Here is a 17,923-nt window from a genome sequence, read left to right as displayed (position 1 = left end):
CTAAAAATATAAAATTTTTAGAATATTATTGACCTTTACTTCTTGTAGGTGTTAATATAACGTTATAAATACGTTATCCATAGTATTTATCATATAAATTCGATGTATATTACCTCATTCAACATGTGCCCATCTACATAAGGAATTCACACTATCAACATTTGGTAGTGTTTTATTTTAAAAAATATAAGGGGGTTACTAAGAGTGAAAAAATCTTTAAAGGCATTCTCTTTAATACTAGCAGCAGGGTTGCTTGTATTAAGCGGCTGTGGGAAAGAAGCTGCAAACGAGCCGGAGAAAAAACCGGCAGCAAAACAAGAAGAAACTAAAACATTTAAAGTAGGAATTACTCAATTTGTTGAACATCCTTCTTTAGATGCAGCAACAGAAGGGTTTAAAAAGGCGATGGAAGAGTCTGGATTTAAAGAGGGAGAAAATGTCGAATATGACTTCCAAAATGCTCAAGCAGATATGAATAACACTCAAACAATTGCCAATAACTTTGCTGGAGATAAGGTAGACCTTATTTTTGCAAATGCGACTCCAAGTGCTGTCAGTGCTTTAAATGCTACGAAGGATATTCCTATCGTATTTACGTCTGTTACCGATCCAATTGGGGCAGGACTTGTGGAGGCACTTGATAAGCCTGGAGATAACATTACAGGCACGACAGATAACCATCCGGATGGAACGGAGAAAACGATTAAATTTATTGTTGAGGAAGCAGGAGCTAAGACAATTGGGGTTATTTATAATGCTGGTGAGCAAAATTCTGAAGTTCAGGTTGCTCAAGTAAAGGAACTGGCAGCTAAATTCGGTGCAAAAGTGGAAGAAGCATCTATTTCAACGTCAGCAGAAGTAAAACAAGGGGCGGAGTCACTAGTTGGGCGTGTCGATGCTATTTACGTTCCGACAGATAATACTGTTGTATCTGCACTAGAATCTGTTATTGCTGTTGCAAATAATGAGAAGATTCCTTTGTTTGTTGGTGAACTTGATTCTATGGCACGTGGAGCTATTGCTGCAAGCGGGTTTGATTATTTTGATTTAGGTTATCAGACGGGAAAAATGGCTGCTGACATTTTAAAAGGAAAAAAGAAACCTTCAGAAATTCCTGTTGAGCTGCCAAGCAGTCTAACATTGATGATAAATAAGAAAGCTGCTGAAGCACAGGGGCTTGAAGTAAAGCAGGAGTGGGAAAAAATTGCTGAATTCTATGAAAGCGAATAATAAAGGGTGTGAGACATAATGCCAACTGCTGTATTTGGTGCATTTGAATCTGGCATTATTTATGCAATTATGGCTCTTGGTGTGTATTTATCCTTTCGTGTGCTTGATTTTCCAGATTTAACGGTCGATGGCAGTTTTGTTACTGGAGCCGCTGTTTCTGCGACGATGATTGTCAGTGGTGTTAATCCATTTATTGCAACATTGGTCGCGTTATTTGCTGGCTTCATAGCTGGCTGTATAACTGGAGTCCTTCACACGTTCGGAAAAATAAATGCACTTCTTTCAGGTATTTTAATGATGATTGCCTTGTATTCTATTAATCTCCGGATAATGGGAAAATCGAATGTTCCTTTATTGAATACAGATACAGCAATGACGAGCATGAGTGATGTATCAAATAAAATCGGGATGGATTCTTTCTTTAACGGAATATTTTCCGCTATTGGTCTCGGTGATAGTTTGCCAAGGACATGGGGAATTTTAATTTTTATGATTCTAGTCACGTTTGCTATTAAGTTTCTAACAGATAAGTTTTTGCAAACCGAGATTGGGCTTGCAATAAGGGCAACAGGTGACAATAAAAGAATGATTCGCAGTCTATCAGCTAACACAAATTTAACGGTTATTCTCGGTCTCGGTCTCTCAAATGCAATGGTTGCATTTTCAGGCTCTCTCATTGCTCAGCAGGGAGGATTTGCTGATGTAGGAATGGGAATTGGGATGATCATTATTGGTTTGGCTTCAGTAATTATCGGAGAAGCGCTTTTCGGTACAAAAACGATTGCAAGAACAACGTTAGCAGTAATAGGAGGAGCAATCATTTACCGGATTGTTGTTACTTTAGCCCTTAGAGTAGACTTTCTTGAACCTGGCGATATGAAGCTTATTACTGCTACGATTGTTATTCTGGCGCTTATTATGCCAAAGTTCATTGATGCTTCAAAAGAGAAAAAACGAAAAGCAAAAAGAAAGGCAGAACATATGGTGCTAAGCCAAATCCCTTCAGAAAGAAAGGGGGAGGCAGATGCTTGAATTAAAGCAGATCCATAAAGTATTTAATGAGGGGACACCAGATGAGAAAATTGCCCTGGACCGGATCAATTTAACGTTAAATGCAGGTGATTTTGTTACAGTCATAGGGAGTAATGGTGCTGGAAAGTCGACATTAATGAATATGATCTCCGGCGTCATGACCCCGGATGTCGGTACTGTTTCAATTGATGGGCAGAATGTAACCTCTATATCTGAATACAAACGGGCTAAACTTATTGGCCGTGTGTTTCAAGACCCAATGGCAGGTACGGCCCCTAGCATGACTATTGAAGAGAATTTAGCAATGGCTTATTCAAGAAATAAGTCGCGCAGTTTAAGAAAAGGGGTGACGAAGAAGAGAAAGGAGTATTTTCAAGAGGTACTCTCAAGCCTTCATCTAGGCTTGGAAAATCGTTTGACTGCAAAGGTTGGTTTATTATCAGGAGGGGAGAGGCAGGCTCTTTCATTACTAATGGCAACCTTTACTGAGCCATCTATTCTCTTATTGGATGAGCATACAGCTGCCCTTGATCCAGCACGTGCAGAGCTAATCACGAATTTAACAAAGGAAATAGTTAAAAAATTCAATTTAACTACTTTGATGGTTACGCATAATATGCAGCAGGCATTAGATCTTGGCAATCGATTAATTATGATGGATAAGGGACAAATCATCCTTGAGGTAGATGAATATCAAAAAGGATACTTGACGATCGAACAGCTATTATTCGAGTTTCAAAGAATTAGAGGCGCAAAAATGGCAAATGATCGCGCACTCCTATCTTAAAATTCAAAGGGATTAATTAGGCACTTTAAGCTAGTTAATCCTTTTTATTATGGAGTTTGCATAAATAAAATGAATTTTTAAAGTTTTTACAATTTATTGACTATTTATTAAACGAAATGATATTATATCGTTAATAATACGTCATACATATATAGTGATACTCCTTTAATGGCTATTAAAATCATGCGGGATGATTTTGACTTGGGGGGAATGAACATGAAGCAACACCTGAGGATTGGAGATACAGCAATTGTGGAAGTAATGGTTACGCCAGATATGTTCGCGCAGTTTGAAGGGGAAATAGTTCACCCCGTATACTCAACTGTAGCAATGGTCTATCATATGGAGTGGGCGTCAAGAAAAATTATTCTCCCCTTTTTAGAGGAGCATGAGGAAGGAATGGGCGGAGCTGTATCTGTAAAGCATCTTGCTCCATCAATTGAAGGATCACAATTAATCATTACTGCAACGGTTTCTGCTTTAGAGGAAAATACTGTGATGACAAAGGTTTCTGTAAAACATGGAGAAAGACTGATAGGGATGGGAGAAGTGAAGCAAGTCATCCTTTCAAAAAGCAAGATTGCCAGTTTACTTGCTAAATAAGAAGGATGCTGATTAGCTGGCAACATCTTTATTGTTACATTATGTAAGCGTTATCAAAAACTTGGGAGGCGCAAATGATATGAATATGTTTTCAAAAATTAGAGGGCATGAACAAGTTGTTTTTTGTAATGATGAATCAACTGGATTAAAAGCAATTATAGCTATTCATAGTACAAGACTTGGCCCAGCTCTTGGAGGCTGCAGAATGCTTCCTTATGAAAGCGAGGATGAAGCACTAGAGGATGTTCTTCGCCTATCAAAAGGAATGACCTATAAATGTGCGGCGGCTGATGTTGATTTTGGCGGGGGAAAGGCAGTTATCATTGGAGACCCAAAGAAGGATAAAACACCTGAACTATTTCGGGCTTTTGGGCAATTTGTGGAATCCTTGAATGGCCGGTTTTACACAGGTACAGATATGGGCACTTCCCCAGAAGATTTTGTCCATGCATTAAGGGAAACAAACTGCATTGTTGGTGTGGACGAAGTGTATGGAGGAAGCGGAGATTCATCGGTTCCAACTGCTCAGGGTGTTATTTATGGATTGCAGGCAACAAATAAAGCGCTGACAGGTTCAGATGATTTAACTGGGAAAAGCTATTCTATCCAAGGCCTTGGCAAGGTTGGATTAAAAGTAGCAGAGAGGCTGATAGAAGAGGGGGCAGATCTTTATGTCACAGATATTAATCAGCAGGCAATTGATAAGCTGCTGACAAAAGCGAAAACATTAGGTGCTGGTGTAAAAGTAGTCATTAAAGACGAAATTTACCAAGCGAATGCGGATATTTTTATTCCGTGTGCTATGGGAGGAATTATAAATAGTGAAACGATTGAACAATTGAGGGTGAAGGCAGTAGTTGGCTCGGCAAACAACCAGCTTTTGGAGCTCCACCATGGGCAATCACTGAAAGAAAAAGGGATATTATTTGCACCTGATTATATTGTAAATGCCGGAGGTCTGATACAGGTAGCTGATGAGCTTTATACCCCTAACAAGGAAAGAGTTCTCCAGAAAACAAAAGCCATCTATAATTCTCTCCTAAATATTTATGAGTATGCGGAAAGCAAGGGAATAACAACAATCGAAGCAGCTAATCAATTCTGTGAAAATCGAATAGATGCCCGATCAAGAAGAAATAGCTTCTTTTCTCATATGAAGCGACCGAAATGGGCAGTAAGAACATAATTTTTTCTAATAAAAAACAATATTACAACAATAGTAAACTGTTAATCGCAGAAAATGATAAAAGAGAAGGGTGAGAAAATGGATAATCAGTTTCCGGTCCAGCAAATCATGGATCCAAACGGAATAATTGTTTCACCTGAATATAGAGAAAAAGTTACTGCAGAACTGGCAAAAAGCTTTTACCAGCAGCTTGTAAGAATCCGAATGTTTGACCGAAAGGCAATTAGTTTACAGCGGCAGGGGAGGATTGGCACATACGCACCATTTGAAGGCCAAGAGGCATCTCAAGTAGGGAGTGCTCTTGCATTGCAATCATCCGATTGGATGTTTCCAACATACCGAGAACATGGAGCTGCTTTTGTATTTGGCCATTCGCTGCGAAATATTCTTCTTTTTTGGAACGGCAGAAATGAGGGGTGTATCCCACCGGCTGGAAAAAAAATCTTTCCTCCTGGTATTCCGATTGCGACGCAAATTCCTCATGCAGCTGGGGCTGCATTAGCGGAAAAGATGAAAGGTACAAAAAATGCCGCAATTGCTTACTTTGGAGATGGGGCAACATCCGAGGGAGATTTTCATGAGGGACTAAATTTTGCCAGTGTATGTAAAGCACCAGTTGTCTTTTTCAATCAAAATAATCAATATGCCATTTCAGTTCCAATTGAAAAGCAGATGAACTCAAAGACGATTGCTCAAAAAGCAATAGCCTATGATATCCCAGGAATTAGAATCGATGGAAACGATGTATTTATCGTTTATTTTGAAACATTAAAAGCTTTGGATCGTGCAAGACGCGGTGAGGGACCGACATTGATTGAAGCAGTGACATGGCGATACGGGGCGCATACGACAGCAGATGATCCAGCAAAATATCGGGATCAAGAGGCGAGTAAGATCCGGAGAATGGAAACAGATCCAATCTTGCGACTAGAAAGATGGCTGAAAAATGAAGGGCTTTATAATGAAGCATGGGTTCGTCATATTGAGGCAGATGCTGCAAAGGAAATAGAAGAAGCAATCATTGAAATGGAGGCCTTTCCTCCTGCTGATCCAGCAAATATATTTGATCATGTTTTTGCTGAGCCGACTTGGCAAATACATGAGCAAAAAGAGGATTATCTCAGATTGATTGGGGGTGTAAGCACTTGAGTACAGCAGTTAGAACGAAGACGATGACGCTGATACAAGCTATTAACGATGGACTTGACACCGTGCTTGCCGAACGAAGAGAAGTTATATTGATGGGGGAAGATATCGGTAAAAATGGCGGTGTTTTTCGAGCAACTGACGGGCTTCAGGAAAAATATGGAGAGGAACGGGTGATGGATACGCCCTTAAGTGAGGCTGGTTTTGTCGGAGCAGGAATTGGCATGGCGGTTAATGGTTTCCTGCCAGTTATTGAAATTCAATTTTTAGGTTTTATTTATCCTGCCTATGAACAGATCATGACACATGCTACACGATTAAGAATGCGTACAATGGGACATTACACCGTTCCGATCGTCATTCGAGCTCCATACGGTGCAGGAGTGAGGGCACCTGAAATTCATTGTGACAGCACCGAAGCCATCTTCACACATATGCCTGGCATCAAAGTGGTTTGCCCCTCAAGTCCTTACGATGCAAAGGGACTGCTGATAGCAGCGATCGAAGATCCAGATCCTGTTTTATATTTAGAACCGATGCGCTCTTATCGATCAGGTAGAGAGGAAGTGCCAGAAGGAAAATACACCGTTGAAATTGGCAAAGGAAAAAAACTGTTAGAAGGTGATGATGTCACAGTTATATCTTGGGGGGCCATGATGCCAATTACATTAAGGGCAGCGGAAGAGATGAAGGCGGAGGGAGTCAAATGTGAAGTCATAGATTTGCGGACACTCTTTCCAATAGACAGAGATATCATCGCTGAATCTGTTAAAAAAACCGGCCGTACTGTCATCGTACATGAAGCACATGCGACGGGTGGAATTGGGAATGATGTGCTAGCCATTATTAATGATACCTCCTTTTTTTACCAGAAAGCCCCGACAGAACGGGTGACAGGTTTTGATGCTCCGGTTCCTTATTTTGGCTTTGAAGATCATTATTTGCCGAATGAAAAAAGAATTAAGCATGCGATTAGAAAAGTAATGATGTTTTAGAGGAGGGAAGAAATGGAAGTAAAGCTACATGACATTGGTGAAGGGATGACAGAGGCAGAGATTAATTGTTTTCTAGTGAAGCCTGGAGATATCGTTCAAGCTGATGATCCGCTTCTTGAAGTACAAACAGATAAAATGACCGCTGAAATCCCTTCCCCAAGAGCGGGGATTATTCGAGAATTTAAAGTGGAACCAGGTCAAACGGTACCTATTGGAACGACACTTTTACTATTGAATGAAATGGATGAGGAAATGAACAGGAATAATCAAAAACAGACGAGTCACTCCACTAAAGGAGAAAGAGATCCGTTTGCTTTTGCTGAAAAAAAGTCATCATCCAAACGTGTGTTAGCTTCACCTTTTACGAGAAAAATTGCTCGTGAAAATGGCATAAATATTGAAAAGGTAGTAGGATCAGGTCCCAGTGGACGAATTACTGACGAAGATATTTATCAGCTTATTTCTGCCCTGCAGGAAACAGCGGTTGCTCCGACTATAAATTCAACAGTTGCCCCAACTAATACCTCTAAAAATGAGACCATCCCATTTAGGGGCAGACGAAAGCAAATTGCAAAAAAAATGGTCAATTCCGTGTATACGATCCCACATTGCACTCATTTTGAAGAGGTAGATGTGACCAGCCTACTACAATTTTGCAGCGAGCTAAAGAAACGTAATCAAAACATTTCAATCACTGCTTTTTTTATAAAAGCACTATCCATTTGTTTAAAGGAATACCCAATATTTAATGCTATTCTTGAAGAGGAAAATGAAGTGATCAGGGTTCTGCATGAGCATCACATTGGTATTGCAATAGATGCGGAGGACGGATTAATGGTTCCTGTAATACAGAATGTGGAAAAAAAATCCATCCAAAGCATTCATGCAGAAGTGAAACAGCTAACCGAGAAGGCTTTGGAAAATAAATTAGCAATAAAGGATATTTCAGGCGGGACTTTTACAATCAGCAATGTCGGCCCACTAGGTGGAAGCTTCGGTGCAACTCCGATTATACAGCATCCAGAGGTTGCTTTAGTTTCCTTTCATAAAACGAAAAAAATGCCCGTTGTTACAGAGGATGATCAAATTGTCATACGATCGATCATGAATCTTTCGATGTCTTTTGATCATAGAGTGGCTGACGGAGCAACGGCAGTCCGGTTTACAAACCGCTTCGCTGCACTTATTCAAGAGCCAAAAATGCTTTTGCTGGAGATGATATAAATGGTTGTCGGCGAACTTGCTCATGAACGAGATCTCATCATTATTGGAGGCGGTCCAGGCGGCTATCATGCTGCGATACGATCTGCACAGCTCGGACAATCAGTCACGCTCATTGAAAGAGAAAGACTTGGCGGTGTTTGTTTAAATAAAGGCTGCATTCCTTCGAAAGTTTTTACTATGGGGGCGACTAGGTTAGCCTCTCATAGAAAGGCTGACCAGTATGGTATCGAAAGTGAATCCATCCAATTTAACCTGAATAAACTTCAGGCACATAAGGAAAAAACGATTCATCAGCTTCGTGAAGGCATTGCCTCCTTGTGTAAAGCAAATAAAGTAGAGCTGATAAGCGGTGCGGCCTTCTTTCTTTCCGAAGACAGAATTGGAGTAGCGACCGATGATCATTATGAAGTGTATCGATTTAAGCATGCAATTATTGCAACAGGCAGTTCTCCTACTGTACCTGCAGGAGTAGAAATTGATCATAAACGGATATTAAATATATGGTCAATTACAACAATAGAAACGATACCTGAAGAGCTTGTTATTTACGGAAGTGATTATATCGCTCTTGAGATGGCGATGGCATTTAAGATTTTTGGCTCTCGCGTTACGCTGATAATTGAGAAGAATGACTTTTCCTTTGACTATGCAATCAATCGTGAGCTAAAGAGAGTGTTCAAGAAGAACGGAATTAAAATAATCAAAAATGCTGTAATTTCTGCAGTGTTTGCTGACGAGAATAGCGTCACTATCAATCTAGAAAAGGAAGAACTCACTTGCTCGCATTTATTCGTTTCCTCAGGACAAAAGCCAAACACTGAAAACTTAGGTATTAACCGGATTGGCATTCAAATGACAGATAGCGGGTTCATTGAAATAAATAAACAATGTCAGACATCTATCTCAACAATATTTGCAATTGGTGATGTGACAGAGGGTCCAGTATTAGCTGCAAAAGCAATTCGGCAAGGCAAAGCAGCAGCAGAAGCCATTGCAGGTATCTCCTCTGAGGTAGACTTTAGCTTTTTACCTACAGTTGCTCATACATTACCACCAATTGGGAGCGTGGGACTAACGGAACAGGAGGCGTGCGAGCAAGGATATCAGATCAGTGTTGGTCAATTTCCACTATCATCGAGCGGGTTTGCTGCACTTACTGGAGAAAGAGATGGGTTCATTAAAGTAATAACGGACAAAGAGAGTCAGCTTTTTCTTGGTATGCATATGATGGGATATGGAGCGGTAGAGCTAATTACAAGCGGAGTATTTTCTTTGGAAGTGGCTGCACGTGAGGAAGACTGGCTGTTTCCTGCATACCCCCATCCGAGTATTAACGAGGGGATGCTAGAAGCTGTTGAAGCGATAAAAAAACAGGCCATTCATTTTCCACCTGTAAAAGATGGTAAAAGATAGAAAGTTTAATATAACGATAATTTCACTTTAACGCAGATAAGCATCATAGCTTTAACTGAAACTCTTGAGAACGTTTCCAAAGTTCATATATGATTATAATAGTTCAGAATATTACTAATTTTAAAAATAGGAGGAATGAAAATGCAAGAAAAAGTAGTTACTAAACAACAAAAGGTAGAGGAATTCTTTCCTGTAAAAGAGGTGGATTACTTAGAAATTTATTCTGGGAATGCTAGGCAGTCTTGTCATTTCTATTGCTCTGCCTTTGGCTTTAAGCCTGTTGCTTATTCAGGTCTGGAAACAGGGAATAGAGAGACCGTTTCTTATGTCCTCCAACAAAGGAAAATCCGCCTAGTCATTACCGGTACATTAAATGAAAGCAGTCGAGTAGCATCGTTTGTAAAGAAGCATGGCGACGGAGTAAAGGATATTGCGTTAACAGTTGATAATGTAGAAAAAGCTTATCAAGAAGCAGTTTCAAGAGGTGCCATTGAAATCCAGCCGCCATTTGAATTAAAGGATGAGCATGGAACGGTTAAAAAAGCGGTCATCGGTACATATGGTGACACGATTCATACATTAGTTGAGAGAAATAATTATCAAGGTGTTTTCATGCCCGGCTATGAACCATTAGAAATGAATGTGCCGTTTGAAGATGCAGGTTTTATCGGCATTGATCATGTTGTCGGCAATGTAGAAAGAATGGAAGAATGGGTTAATTATTACGCTAATGTAATGGGTTTTAAGGAAATGAAACACTTCACGGACAAGGACATTACGACTGAATACTCTGCACTCATGTCTAAGGTCATGCATAATGGCGGTAGAATAAAGTTCCCGATTAATGAACCTGCTGAAGGAAAGCGGAAATCTCAAATCGAGGAATATCTAGAATATTATAATGGCCCTGGAGTTCAGCATCTAGCTATTCTAACAGAGGATATTGTAAAAACGGTTAGCATCCTTCGAAAAAATGGCGTTGAATTTTTGAACACTCCATCTACGTATTATGATGCATTAGCAGAGCGAGTTGGAAAAATAGACGAGGAAATAGATAAAATCAAAGAGTTAAGTATTTTAGTAGATCGTGATGATGAAGGCTATTTGCTGCAAATCTTCACGAAGCCAATAGTCGACCGTCCAACATTATTTATTGAAATCATTCAGCGTAAAGGAGCAAGAGGCTTCGGAGAAGGAAACTTCAAAGCTTTATTTGAGTCTATTGAACGTGAGCAAGAAAGAAGAGGAAATTTATAAAAATAGTAGACTCCCTTTATTAAAAAGGGAGTTTTGCAAGAATGTGGCCAGCTTTGCAAAAAAATCTGTACTTTGTTCAATAAATTGAGGTGTTTTACATGGCAAACATACAAACGAGACGTGCAGTAGAAGGAATTGTCTCCTATCCGCTAGGCGACTCACCAGAAGAAATAAAAGAAAAATTTCATCTTCGGACAGTAAGGAAAATGTCTGACAATGAAAATGTGTATGGCTGCTCAAATCGAGTCAAGGGAGCGATCGCCCAAAATTTGAACCAGCTATCTTTATATCCTGATGGAACGACAGGAAGGCTAATTAAAAAACTGTCTTCATTTTACCAGCTGGAGCAAGAACAATTTCTGATCGGGAATGGGTCAGAAGAGATCATTCGCCTTCTAGCAAGAGCATATATAAATCCAGGTGATGAAGCGATCATGGCTTCAATGACATTTCCCCGTTATGAGACGAATGTCGTTATTGAAGGTGGTACTGTCAGCACCGTCCCAATGGTAAATGGGACTCATGATTTAGCCAATATGTATGACATGATTACTGAGAAAACAAAGATGATCTTTATCTGTAATCCAAATAATCCGACAGGAACTATCGTTGGAAAAGAGGAACTTTTACGATTTATAAAAAACATTCCGCCGCATATTCTGATTATATTAGATGAAGCTTACTACGAATATGTAAGCTCGAATGATTATCTTGAATCTATTCCGCTCCTTAGTAATTACTCAAATCTAGTAATACTAAGAACTTTCTCAAAAATTTACGGTTTAGCCAGCCTTCGTATCGGCTACGGGATTATGCACCCGTCGATTGCAAAGGAACTGTACAAGGTGAAGGAGGTTTTTAATGTAAATCAGCTAGCACAAGTGGCTGCTGAAATAGCTCTTGAGGATCAGGAATTCATCAAAGGATGTGCGGAGAAAAATGAGATGGAAAGAACGCTTGTTTGTGAGCAATTACAAGAGTTAGGGCTTGGATATTTTCCTTCTGAAACGAATTTTGTTTATGTCTACACACAGCAGCCTGTTTCCGCCAAGTTAATCACAAACGGCATAGTTGTCCGGAAAATGAATCTAACAGGATACGCTGATGCTTTTCGGATTACACTCGGAACAAGAGAAGATAATAAGTTTTTCATAGAAACGCTTAAAGAAGAAATAGGTAGAGAGAAGGCGGTGTGAATTTTTGGAAATCAAACCAGGGAATCTGGAGTGGAAAGATGCGTACAAATTATTAGTAGGATCAATTTTACCTCGACCTATTGCATTCGTGACAACGATCGATGCTAGCGGAGTAGTAAATGCTGCGCCCTTTAGTTTTTTTACCGCGATTTGCGCAGACCCGATGCTCATTTGCTTTTCACCCATGAGAAGAGGAACAGATGGAAAGAAAAAAGACACGCTTGCCAATATTGAATTAACAAAGGAATTTGTAGTAAACATTGTCAGCGAAGAGTGGATTGAAAAGATGAATATTTGTGCGACAGAATACCCTGCTGAATTGGATGAACTTGATATCTCTGGTTTGCAGAAGGAAAACAGTCAGATGGTAAGTCCGCCCCGGGTGAAAGAATCAAAAGTGCATCTGGAATGTTCCCTCTATCAAGTACATCACTTTGGGGAAAATGCAGGTGCAGGTAGTCTTGTTATTGGAAAAGTAGAGCATGTCCATGTTGCAGAAGAGCTATATGAACATGGCAGAATAAATACCAAAAAACTAAAGCCGGTCGGACGTATGGCTGGACAAATGTATACAAAGCCATTGGGTGAGGTTTTTGAATTAGTCCGAAAAACAAATCCGAGGTGAGGCTATGAAATTTGTAACCTTTCAAAAGAAGGATGGATCGATAAGAGCTGGTTGGATCGAAAATGATCGCTTTGTCGTTGATATGCATGAAGCCTCAAACGGTGTATTGCCGAAAGATATGCTTTCTTTTCTAGAAAACCATTCTTTTTTCATGAAGTATATATCAAGTGAACAGAAGACATGGTCTCCGGATAAAGGTGTTTACTTACTAAAAGAGATTGATTTAAAAGCTCCGTTGCCAAATCCGAAAAGTTTTCGGGACTTTTATGCTTTTGAGGAACATGTGAAAACTGCAAGAATCAACCGTGGACTCGATATGATCCCTGAATGGTATGATATTCCCGTATTTTATTTCTCTAATCACTTAGCAATTAAAGGTCCAAGCGAACGGATCACTCGCCCAAATAATTGTGAATGGCTTGATTATGAATTGGAAATGGCATGTGTAATCGGAAAAGAGGGAAGGGATATAAAAGCAGAGCATGCGGATGAACATATTTTTGGCTATTGCATCCTAAATGACTGGAGTGCAAGAGATTTCCAAAGGAAGGAAATGAAGGTGGGCCTCGGACCAGCAAAAGGGAAGGATTTTGCAACCTCTATAGGACCGTATATAGTAACGAAGGATGAATTAGAAGAATATCGGGTTGATAATGGCTATGATTTAACCATGAGAGCAACGGTTAACGGTGTCTTGTTATCAGAAGGAAATATGAAGGATATCTACTATTCCTTTGGAGAAATGATCGAGCGGGCTTCAAAAGGGGTTACCTTGTATCCAGGTGAAATGATTGGATCTGGAACAGTAGGGAGCGGCTGTATTTTAGAGCTTGGAACGGATGTCCATCCCTGGTTAGTGCCGGGAGATGAAGTTGAATTAGAAATTACTTCTTTAGGAAAATTGACTAATAAAATCATTAGTGAGTGAGGTGGAGAGATGTTTTATCGCCAAATGGGAAGAATTCCGCATAAACGTCATACGACGTTTAGAAAAAATGACGGAAGCCTATTCAGAGAACAGGTGATGGGAACGAAAGGATTCTCGGGAACACAATCGATTCTTTACCATCACCATATGCCAACGGAAGTAGTAAAAACATCATTAATAGGAAAGTATGTACCGGAATATGAAGAGCCAGGTCCACTTATGCACAGGCATTTGATGACAAATAATATTACGAAGAATGGTGATGCGCTTAATGCGAGACAGTATCTATTAGGAAATGAAGATTTGCTAATAGGGACAGGAAATATAACCGAGCCAATGAATAGCTATTATCGTAACGGTGACGGAGATGAAATGATCTTTATTCATTATGGCAGCGGAAAAATAGAAACCATATTTGGAACGATCACTTATCGGCCAGGAGATTATATAATAATCCCAATTGGAACGATCTATCGTTTCATTCCAAATAATAGTGAAAAGACGAAAGCATTATTTATTGAATCATTTAGTCAAATAACAACACCAAGGAGGTATCGGAATGAGTATGGGCAATTGCTCGAGCATAGCCCATTCTGTGAAAGGGATATTCGTGGTCCGGAAATACTGGAAACATTTGACGAAAAAGGTGAATTTGAAGTCATCACAAAAACGAGAGGATATCTTCACTCCCACATACTCAATCATCATCCTCTTGATGTAGAAGGGTGGGACGGATATTTATATCCATGGGTTTTTAATATTGAGGATTTTGAACCAATAACAGGAAGAGTTCACCAGCCGCCACCGGTTCATCAAACATTTGAAGGGCATAATTTTGTTGTTTGTTCATTTGTGCCAAGATTGTTTGATTACCATCCTGATGCAATCCCAGCACCATACACACATAGCAACGTGAACAGTGATGAACTTCTTTACTATGTTGAAGGGAACTTTATGAGCAGAAAAGGAGTAAATATCGAATCTATTACCCTGCACCCAAGCGGAATCCCCCATGGACCGCATCCTGGAACAACGGAAGCGAGCATCGGAAAGAAAGAAACACTGGAGCTTGCGGTCATGATTGACACATTCAGACCGTTAAAGGTTGTTAAGCAGGCAAAAGCGATTGAGGATGAGAAGTATATGTTTACATGGGTTTAATTAACAAAAAAAGCCTGTAGGATAGCATTTAGAATGTGTATCCACAGGCAATGTTGTTTTCAAAGAGATAAATAATGAGAACTATTTAGCTCCAGCGCCTATTGGACTTCTCTCCCTCCTACAATAAGCCAGTACAAAGGCGCTTTTCGCTTTTTATTCGTTATGCCACAATGTAGCAAGCGTGCCCTCACCAGAATGAGCAGCAATGGTGGAGCTTATTTCACCGATAAAAATATCGAGTTTAGGGAATAGAGCTTTGATTTCATTTCCAAGCTCTTTCGCTTTTTCATGAACGTTCCCATGTAGTATTTGAACTTGTGAAATGGAGTGTTTTTTATAGGCATCACCAAGTAATTCAAGCATCCGTTTGACTGCTTTCTTCTCTGAACGGACCTTTTCGAAAAGTTCGAATTCTCCGTGATTGTTAATTCTGATAATTGGCTTTATATTTAAAAGGCTGCCTAATAAATAGGCGGTGCCTGACATTCTTCCACCCTTGTAAAATTGATCAAGGCTTCCTAGTAAAAAATAATTTTCTGATTTAGTTGCATCCTTTTGGAGGAAGTCTGCAATTTCTTTACTGGACATTCCCTTTTTTGAAAGATCCATCCCTTTATTTATTAAGGTCGTAATTGCATAAGACATGGACTTGGAATCGACAGCTTCAACTGGGAAATCTGCGAGCGCAGCTCCAGAAAGACAGCTATTAATGGTTCCGCTTAGCTTACTAGAAATATGAACGGCGATAGCAGAATCATAGTTATTCTTTAATCGTTCAAACAGCTCAGCGAATCGTCCTGCAGAAGGCTGGGAAGTCTTTGGGATTTCTTTTGCTGAAACAATTCTTTTATATAATTGATCTGTACTTAAATCGATTCCATCTTCAAAAGTATCATCTCCGAATGTAATGGATAATGGAATAACATACACATCAGGATGTTTTTTCAAATCATCTGTAATATAGGCAGTACTGTCAGTAATCCAGGCAATCTTTTTTACAGTCATAAATTAGTTAGTCCTTTATAAATATTTACCCGCTTAAAGGTTAGCCAAGAAGAGATATATTACTATTTTCTCATAGTTATAATTAATAATTTTATCAATTTACGGGCTTTTCTTATTATACACTATTGTAATCGGTTGCACGAGTTTTATTAAAATTTCAAAGATTGGTCACAAATGCCAGCATATAAATAAAAGCCCCTGCTAAGCAGAGGGCTTTTGTTTACGGTTATTTAGATAGCTGCTGGGACCATTCTTCGACATTCCAAATCTTCGTTACCCAATCTTCATAAAAGTCAGGTTCGTGGCAGACTAAGACAACCGTTCCTTTATATGCTTTTAACGCACGCTTCAATTCTTCCTTTGCAACAACATCAAGGTGATTGGTAGGCTCATCGAAAAGAAGCCAGTTGCTTTCGTTCATAAGAAGCTTACATAGTCTTACTTTTGCTTGTTCTCCACCGCTTAACTGGTTTAGTGGACGTGAGATATGTTCATTTTTAAGACCGCATTTTGCTAAAGCTGCACGGACTTGATGCTGATCCATAGATGGAAACTCATTCCAGACATCCTCAATTGGTGTGATATTTCCGGCTTTTACCTCTTGTTCAAAATAGGAAGGATAGAGGAAATCCCCACGTTCAACCTTTCCGCTTATCGGATTGATTTTTCCGAGCATTGTCTTGAGAAGTGTTGATTTGCCGACCCCATTGCAGCCAACAATGGCGATTTTTTCTCCACGTTCAATCGTTATCGACATCTTAGGCAGTAACGCGTGAGTATAACCAATTTCAAAATCCGTTCCTTCAAACACATATCGGCTGCTACCGCGTGACTCTTTAAATTCAAAGGTAGGCTTCATCGCAGTTTCAGGACGATCGATTCTTTCCATGCGATCAAGCTGCTTTTGACGGCTTTTTGCCCGTCCAGTCGTTGAGTAGCGAGCCTTATTTTTGGCGATAAAATCTTCTTGTTTTTTAATGAATTCCTGCTGTTTTTCGTATGCGTTGATATGCTGATTTTTATTAATCTCTGCTAATTCGAGGAACTTGTCATAACTTGCTGTATACCGTGTCAGCTTCGAAAATTCCAAATGAAAGATTGTGTTTGAAACCTGATTCATAAATTCTGTATCATGAGAAATAAGCATGAATGCATAGGGATATTCTTTTAAGTAGTTTGCAAGCCAGCGAATATGCTCGACATCTAAATAGTTTGTCGGCTCATCAAGTAATAGAACTTGCGGCTGTTCGAGGAGCAGCTTTGCAAGCAATACTTTTGTACGCTGTCCACCGCTTAATGCGGAAACATCGCGGTCTAATCCAATGGCATCTAAACCAAGCCCACGTGCAGCTTCTTCAATCTTTATATCAAGAGAATAAAAACCGCCAGCATCCAAGCGATCTTGGATTTTTCCCATTTCGTCGAGCAATTCCTCTAACTCTTCTGGCGTTGCATCACCCATTTTGGATGTAACCTCATTAAGTGCTTTTTCCTGTTCAAAAAGAGGAAGAAAAGCATCCTTAAGCACATCCCGCATTGTTTTCCCAGGTGTTAATACGGTATGCTGATCCAAGTAGCCATAATGCACATTAGGAGTCCATTCAACACGTCCAGAATCATGTATCAGCTGACCGGTAATTATATTCATTAAAGTTGATTTTCCAACTCCATTGGCACCAACAAGCCCTACATGATCTTCTGCTAAAAGGCGGAAGGAAACATCTTTAAATAAAGTGCGATCACCAAATGTATGGCTCAAATTTTCCACATTTAATAAACTCATTTTTATATCCTCAACTTTCAAAAGTAATCCATTTTTACATCATACAAGATTTTTATAAATTCGACTAGACTTTCAGCTGCATGGCTGCGGAAAAAGTGATGGAAAAAGAGGTGGAGGGTGAAATAGCGGGGCAGCTTGTCGAAGAATTAATTAAGAAAAAAAGGAGCATTCGAAAAAGAATATATGAACCGGATAATTCCGGAAAATGGAAATGTTGGGTTCTAAAAAGAGTATATGAACCTAATCCTTCCAAAAAACGGAAATATTGGTCACTAAAAAGAATATACGAACCTGATTCTTCCAAAAAGTAGAAATATTGGACCCTAAAAAGAATTTATGAACCCGACAATTC

The 17,923-nt window shown here is 39.6% G+C and carries 16 protein-coding genes; 14 read left to right on the top strand and 2 right to left on the bottom strand.

The window, feature by feature from the left end; translation table 11 throughout:
• The first annotated feature begins 204 nt into the window (after positions 1-204).
• From RUH74_RS17705 to RUH74_RS17640, 14 genes are all read left to right on the top strand, one after another.
• Positions 205-1,230 carry an ABC transporter substrate-binding protein gene (locus RUH74_RS17705; RefSeq protein ID WP_313802368.1) on the top strand — a complete coding sequence of 342 codons (1,026 nt, stop codon included), beginning with the start codon at positions 205-207 and terminating at the stop codon, positions 1,228-1,230.
• An 18-nt stretch (positions 1,231-1,248) separates the two neighbouring features.
• A complete protein-coding gene (locus RUH74_RS17700) occupies positions 1,249-2,262 on the top strand; it encodes an ABC transporter permease (protein WP_313802366.1) in 1,014 nt (337 codons plus the stop codon).
• Positions 2,255-3,049, top strand: a complete 795-nt coding sequence (locus tag RUH74_RS17695) for an ABC transporter ATP-binding protein (RefSeq protein WP_313802364.1) — start codon at positions 2,255-2,257, stop codon at positions 3,047-3,049. Before RUH74_RS17700 ends, RUH74_RS17695 begins: the two co-directional genes overlap by 8 nt.
• 216 nt (positions 3,050-3,265) lie before the next feature.
• Positions 3,266-3,652 (top strand): thioesterase family protein, encoded by a 387-nt coding sequence (locus tag RUH74_RS17690; protein WP_313802362.1) that lies wholly within the window; start codon positions 3,266-3,268, stop codon positions 3,650-3,652.
• A 79-nt stretch (positions 3,653-3,731) separates the two neighbouring features.
• Positions 3,732-4,838 (top strand): Leu/Phe/Val dehydrogenase, encoded by a 1,107-nt coding sequence (locus RUH74_RS17685; protein ID WP_313802360.1) that lies wholly within the window; start codon positions 3,732-3,734, stop codon positions 4,836-4,838.
• 78 nt (positions 4,839-4,916) lie between these two features.
• Positions 4,917-5,987, top strand: a complete 1,071-nt coding sequence (gene pdhA, locus RUH74_RS17680) for a pyruvate dehydrogenase (acetyl-transferring) E1 component subunit alpha (RefSeq protein WP_313802358.1) — start codon at positions 4,917-4,919, stop codon at positions 5,985-5,987.
• A 23-nt stretch (positions 5,988-6,010) separates the two neighbouring features.
• Entirely contained in the window at positions 6,011-6,979 is a 969-nt protein-coding gene (locus RUH74_RS17675; protein ID WP_396230094.1) for an alpha-ketoacid dehydrogenase subunit beta, read from the top strand.
• A gap of 12 nt (positions 6,980-6,991) precedes the next feature.
• Positions 6,992-8,203 (top strand): dihydrolipoamide acetyltransferase family protein, encoded by a 1,212-nt coding sequence (locus RUH74_RS17670; protein ID WP_313802354.1) that lies wholly within the window; start codon positions 6,992-6,994, stop codon positions 8,201-8,203.
• Complete coding sequence (lpdA, locus tag RUH74_RS17665) at positions 8,204-9,616, top strand: dihydrolipoyl dehydrogenase (RefSeq protein ID WP_313802352.1); 1,413 nt, start codon at positions 8,204-8,206, stop codon at positions 9,614-9,616.
• Positions 9,617-9,757: 141 nt separating this feature from the next.
• Positions 9,758-10,873, top strand: a complete 1,116-nt coding sequence (hppD, locus tag RUH74_RS17660; RefSeq protein WP_396230090.1) for a 4-hydroxyphenylpyruvate dioxygenase — start codon at positions 9,758-9,760, stop codon at positions 10,871-10,873.
• A gap of 98 nt (positions 10,874-10,971) precedes the next feature.
• Complete coding sequence (gene hisC / locus RUH74_RS17655) at positions 10,972-12,069, top strand: histidinol-phosphate transaminase (RefSeq protein WP_313802348.1); 1,098 nt, start codon at positions 10,972-10,974, stop codon at positions 12,067-12,069.
• Positions 12,070-12,073: 4 nt separating this feature from the next.
• Positions 12,074-12,694 carry a flavin reductase family protein gene (locus tag RUH74_RS17650; protein WP_313802346.1) on the top strand — a complete coding sequence of 207 codons (621 nt, stop codon included), beginning with the start codon at positions 12,074-12,076 and terminating at the stop codon, positions 12,692-12,694.
• Between the two features lie 4 nt (positions 12,695-12,698).
• Complete coding sequence (locus RUH74_RS17645; protein WP_313802344.1) at positions 12,699-13,622, top strand: fumarylacetoacetate hydrolase family protein; 924 nt, start codon at positions 12,699-12,701, stop codon at positions 13,620-13,622.
• A 9-nt stretch (positions 13,623-13,631) separates the two neighbouring features.
• Positions 13,632-14,783, top strand: coding sequence for a homogentisate 1,2-dioxygenase (locus RUH74_RS17640; protein ID WP_313802342.1), 1,152 nt, complete (start codon positions 13,632-13,634; stop codon positions 14,781-14,783).
• Positions 14,784-14,936: 153 nt separating this feature from the next.
• Here RUH74_RS17640 and RUH74_RS17635 read toward each other — a convergent pair whose 3' ends face one another.
• Both RUH74_RS17635 and RUH74_RS17630 read right to left on the bottom strand, forming a co-directional pair.
• On the bottom strand, positions 14,937-15,788 hold the full coding sequence (locus RUH74_RS17635; RefSeq protein ID WP_313802340.1) for a DegV family protein: 852 nt from the start codon (positions 15,786-15,788) through the stop codon (positions 14,937-14,939).
• Positions 15,789-16,014: 226 nt separating this feature from the next.
• Positions 16,015-17,571 carry an ABC-F family ATP-binding cassette domain-containing protein gene (locus tag RUH74_RS17630; protein WP_313802338.1) on the bottom strand — a complete coding sequence of 519 codons (1,557 nt, stop codon included), beginning with the start codon at positions 17,569-17,571 and terminating at the stop codon, positions 16,015-16,017.
• Positions 17,572-17,923 lie beyond the last annotated feature (352 nt).

Source organism: Cytobacillus sp., from assembly GCF_032154635.1.
Classification (GTDB): domain Bacteria; phylum Bacillota; class Bacilli; order Bacillales; family Cytobacillaceae; genus Cytobacillus.
Note: the sequence above shows the minus strand (reverse complement) of the source record. Positions and strands in the feature narration are given on the sequence as shown.